The organism is Legionella rubrilucens (genome assembly GCF_001468125.1).
Lineage (GTDB): Bacteria > Pseudomonadota > Gammaproteobacteria > Legionellales > Legionellaceae > Legionella_C > Legionella_C rubrilucens.
Map to the genome: position 1 here is coordinate 1 of NZ_LNYT01000002.1, position 1048 is coordinate 1048.

Genomic DNA, 1048 nt, shown 5'->3' on the forward strand with positions numbered 1-1048 from the left:
GCACTTTAATCTCCTTTTGATCGTCAAATCAAGGAGTTAGATTACTCTAACTTAGATTAAAGTGCCCCCTCAAATGAGAAAGAGCCGTTATTACACAGTGGGCGTTAGATTCATATCTTAAACTAAAACATGGAAATGTTTTTCCTCCTTCCTATTACAATAGTCAAATCAAACCTGATGCATTGCTTTTAAAAAAATATAAAAACAACCCTCGGCCCCCTGAATTTAGCAATAATAAATTTTGGTCCGTTGCTTCGATTAATGGTGCCCGTATAACTGATGGTTATAAAATGAAATGGCGTCAAGTCGGGGATGGGTGTGTGCAATTAAGGTTGCCGGTTACAATACTGTCGAATGAAGCTTTTTTATGTACTGGATATGTTAAGACTGCTAAAGAAGAAAGGAGATACCTGTGTAGTTTTAAAACCCATTGTCAATTAATAAAGAGGGGTAAGTACACTCAATGTGGAGAACTTCAATGAATTCACTGTATTTAATTGCGATCGGTGAAGAAATGCAACAAGCTGATCTACCACATGAGTTTATATCATCAGCAATTAAATTTGCATCTCAGTATGAAGGAATTGGTGATTTAATTTTTTTATGGCATGAAGAGAAATCTTCTGAAGAGAGAAAAGAAATTATAGCTGATATTCAAGAATTACTTGATGATTGTTCAATTGATAATAAAGAAGAATTTCACTCTTCTTTATTAAACAATATAAATCAACTTGAGACTCAACTTCACATGCTAAAAGAAAAATTAGATGGCCTTATTCAGAAACAAGGAGGAATTTCGGAATTATCCAGAAAGACAAGTATCCCTTCTGAATATTTAAATCGCTTGCTAACTACTAATTGTATACCTCGACGTCCTAGTTTATTAAAAATCGCCAGAGCATTAAAAATAGAGGAAGACAGTGTTGATTTCTTCTGGAAGAAACTATCAGATAATCATTCTCGGATCTGTAAATAATTTTGTGTAATTAGTCATAGCATATAATCTGTCGGCACTGGATAGTGCTGACAAATATGATGAGAACAACTA

At 33.9% G+C, this 1048-nt stretch carries 1 protein-coding gene; it reads left to right on the top strand.

Annotation, left to right across the window (positions count from 1 at the left end):
* Nucleotides 1-478: 478 nt before the first annotated feature.
* Nucleotides 479-976: a hypothetical protein gene (locus Lrub_RS00595; protein ID WP_058530264.1), complete on the top strand. Its 498-nt coding sequence runs from the start codon at nt 479-481 to the stop codon at nt 974-976.
* Nucleotides 977-1048: the final 72 nt, after the last annotated feature.

Coding starts and splice junctions, on each gene's coding strand:
- Lrub_RS00595 (WP_058530264.1), top strand. CDS start 479: ATGAATTCACTGTATTTAATTGCGATCGGTGAAGAAATGCAACAAGCT.